The following is a 3,271-nucleotide window of genomic DNA, read 5'->3' as shown; positions in this document are numbered from 1 at the left end:
ATGTTGTCCGGCGCGATGTCGCGGTGGTAGCAGTGCTCGTTGTGCAGCACCTCCAACGCATCCAGCAGCGGCATCAGCCAGGCGCGCACTTCGGTTTCGGTCGACGGCCGGCCGAGTCTGGCCAACGCCTCCTTCAGCGTTCGCCCCTGGTAGTAGGGCATGGCCATGTAGGCGGTGCCGTTGCCCTCCCAGAACTGATGCACCTTGAGCAGCGCCGGGTGGTCGAAGCGGGCCAGCAGCTTGGCCTCGTTGACGAAGCTCCTCAGCCCGATCGCAAAGGTCTCTGCATGGTTGGGCGACTTGACCAGCACTGTCAGCGAATTGCCGGCGCGTGCTGCCATCGACGAGGGCAGGTATTCCTTGATGGCGACCTGCCGCTCCAGGGCGACGTCAGTGGCGAGATAGACGATGCCGAAACCGCCTTCTCCCAGCACCCGGTCAATGCGGTAGTCGTGGATGCGCGTGCCGGACGGCAGGGTGTGGCCCGGCGTCAGCTGGACCTCCACGGCGATGGTGGGCTCTACCGGGTCTTCTGGGGTTTTGCGCCCGGGTGGACCGCCAGCCGCTTCGCTCATTGCTGCGGGCGACCGGACGGCGGCGCTTCATGCAAGGCAGGCAGCGTGCAGCAGAACTGGATCAGCATGGAGCACAGCATGGAGCAGGGCCGGGATCGAAGTTCTGCGGATTATGCAGAGCCGACACCGTCTCGCCCGCCTGCTGGACGTCGGGCTTGTCCTAGGCGGTGTAGCGGGCCAGCCAGTTGAAGAACTCGCCGTACCAGAGCCGGCTGTTGCGCGGTTTGAGCACCCAGTGGTTCTCGTCCGGGAACCAGACCAGCCTCGAAGGCACTCCCAGCGATTTCAGTGTGTTGTAGTAGGCCAGGCCCTGGGCATCGGGCACGCGGTAGTCCAACTGGCCGTGCATGACGAGGGTCGGCGTCTTGAAGTGCTTGGCGAAGGCATGCGGGCTTTGGGCGGCGACACGGGCCGGATCATCCCAATAGGCCGCACCCAGCTCCTTGCGATGCCAGCTGTAGGCGTCGTCGGCATACATGGCTTGCCAGTCGTAGCAGCCGGCGTGGCAGACGTAGGCCTGATAGCGGCCGGCCTTCACGTGGCCGTTCATCCAGGCCACCATGTAGCCGCCATAGCTGCCGCCAGCGGCGACGACGCGCTTGCGGTCGACCCATGACTTCTTCAGCAGCCAGTCAGTGCCGGCCTCGACATCCTGCAACTCGTACTCGCCCCAGTGGCCAGTGATGCTGTCCAGGAACTCGTGGCCGAAGCTGGATGAGCCGTGGTAATTCACGCAGGCGACGACATAGCCCTGGCTGGCGAACACCTGATGGTTCCAGCGCCAGTGCCAGCTGTCACCGAAAGCAGTGTGCGGGCCGCCGTGGATGACGTGCATGACCGGCCACTTCTTCTTCGGATCGAAGCCCGGCGGGTAGGTCAGCCACATCTGCACGTCGTCGCCGCGCGCACCCTGGATCGTGACCTCCTCGTGGCGGCCGAAGCTGTGGGCCGCGAGGCGCTCGTCGTTCAGCGACTCGATGCGGCGCAGGCCATCGTCGCCCAGCACCGACAGCCGGGGCGGGAATGCCATGCCGTCGTGGTTGATGACCAGGAAGCCGGCCGACAGCGCGAAGCTGCCGACATGGCCTCCCTCGAAAACCCGTTCGGCGGTGCGGTCGCCCAGCGCGAACTGCCAGAGGTGGCGACGGCCGCGCTCCTCGGCGGCGAAGTACACCGCCTGGTCGTCCTCGGCCCAGCGCAGCGGTGCGCTGACCTCATGGTCCCAATCCTCGCTGAAGACGGCCCAGCGGCCCTGCTGGTCCAGCACGGCGAGCTGGTTCGGATGGTTGTGGCCCAGGGCCTGGTGGCTGGCCAGGAAGGCGAGGTGAGCGCCGCCATGGCTGTAGCGCGGCGCGGCGAAGTCCCAGTCGCCGTCCTGCAGCAGCGTCTGGCCCTGGCGCGTTCTCACGTCGATCTCGGCCAGCGCAAAGCGGCCGTCCAGCTTCTTCTCGGCGGTGGGGTCGAACGCGAAGGCGATGCGCCGGCCATCGGGCGACACGTCGAAGCAATTCACATCCGGCTCGGCGCGGCTCAGCTCCCAGGCCGTGCCCTCGAACAGGTCGCGCACCTTGCCCGTCTCGACGTCCATCACATGCAGATGCGGCACACGGTCCATCGGCAGGTGGTGGTCCCAGAAGCGGTAGAAGGCCTCGTCGGTGACGTAGGCGCTTTCCTTGCGGCTCTTGAAGTCGCGCAGCCGCGCGGCCTGGGCTGCGCCCTTCAGATCGGGCCAGACCCAGGACACGAAGGCGATGCGCCGGCCGTCGGGGAACCACTTGAAGGACTCGACGCCCGTGGGCACTTGGCCGACGCGGCGCGCCTCGCCGCCGTCCGGCGGGATCACATAAAGCTGCGTCTCCTCGTCGATAAATCGACCATTCGGACCGGCCTGCTCGCGCTTGGCGGTGAAGGCGATCAGGTCGCCACGCGGGCTCCATTGCGGGTTGCCGTCCTTCTCGCCCGCTTCGGTGAGGCGGCGCGGCTCGCCGCCCAGCGTCGAGAACAACCACAGGCTGCTCTGCGCGCGGTTGGCCTCCATCGAGTAGCGCGTGACACCGGCGGCGGCCTGGGCACCATCGGGGCTGAGGCTGGGTTCGCCGATGCGATCCAGGGCCCAGAGTGCATCGACGTCAAAGGCCTTGGATTGTCTTTTCATGTTCGCTGTCGAGTCAGTTGCCAGTTCAGGTGCGCCTTGACCTCGGGCCATTCGCCCATGGTCAGGCTGTACATGACGGTGTCGCGCACCGTGCCGTCGCGGCGCAGCGCATGGTGGCGGATCACGCCGTCGCGCCTGGCGCCCAGGCGCTCGATGGCGCGCTGCGAGGCGTGGTTGAAGTTGTCGGTGCGCCAGCCCACGAGCTTGGCGCCCAGGGTTTCGAAGGCGTGGGTCAACAGCAGCAGCTTGGCGGTCGTGTTGACGGCGCTGCGCTGCACACGCTGGGCATACCAGGTGTAGCCGATCTCGACACGCTCGATGGCCGGCACGATGTCGTGGTAGCTCGTTGACCCCAGCACCTCGCCGGTCGACGCATCCAGCACGGCGAAGGGCAGGCGGTGGCCGGCGGCCTGCCCGGCCAGGGCCGCTTCGACGTAAGTGACGGCCTCGTCGGGCGCAGGCACGCTGGTGAAGCGCAAGTTCCACAGTTCGCCGTCCGCGGCCGCGGCCTGCAGGCCGGGCACATGGCCCAGCGTCAGCG

Annotated in this window: 3 protein-coding genes; all 3 read right to left on the bottom strand. The window is 67.3% G+C overall.

From position 1 onward, the window contains the following. Window positions 1-506: serine/threonine protein kinase (locus AC1DU6_RS24565; RefSeq protein WP_477860270.1), on the bottom strand; the 506-nt coding region annotated here is incomplete at its 3' end. Window positions 507-735: 229 nt separating this feature from the next. Further along, a complete protein-coding gene (locus AC1DU6_RS24560; protein ID WP_477860268.1) occupies window positions 736-2,730 on the bottom strand; it encodes a S9 family peptidase in 1,995 nt (664 codons plus the stop codon). Then, window positions 2,727-3,269: a GNAT family N-acetyltransferase gene (locus AC1DU6_RS24555; protein WP_477860266.1), complete on the bottom strand. Its 543-nt coding sequence runs from the start codon at window positions 3,267-3,269 to the stop codon at window positions 2,727-2,729. Before AC1DU6_RS24555 ends, AC1DU6_RS24560 begins: the two co-directional genes overlap by 4 nt. Window positions 3,270-3,271: the final 2 nt, after the last annotated feature.

The organism is Roseateles sp. P5_B10 (assembly GCF_056400485.1).
This window is presented reverse-complemented; position numbering and strand designations above follow the sequence as displayed.

Excerpts from the sequence above, each read along its gene's own strand:
- AC1DU6_RS24560 (WP_477860268.1), bottom strand. The coding sequence starts at position 2,730 with ATGAAAAGACAATCCAAGGCCTTTGACGTCGATGCACTCTGGGCCCTG.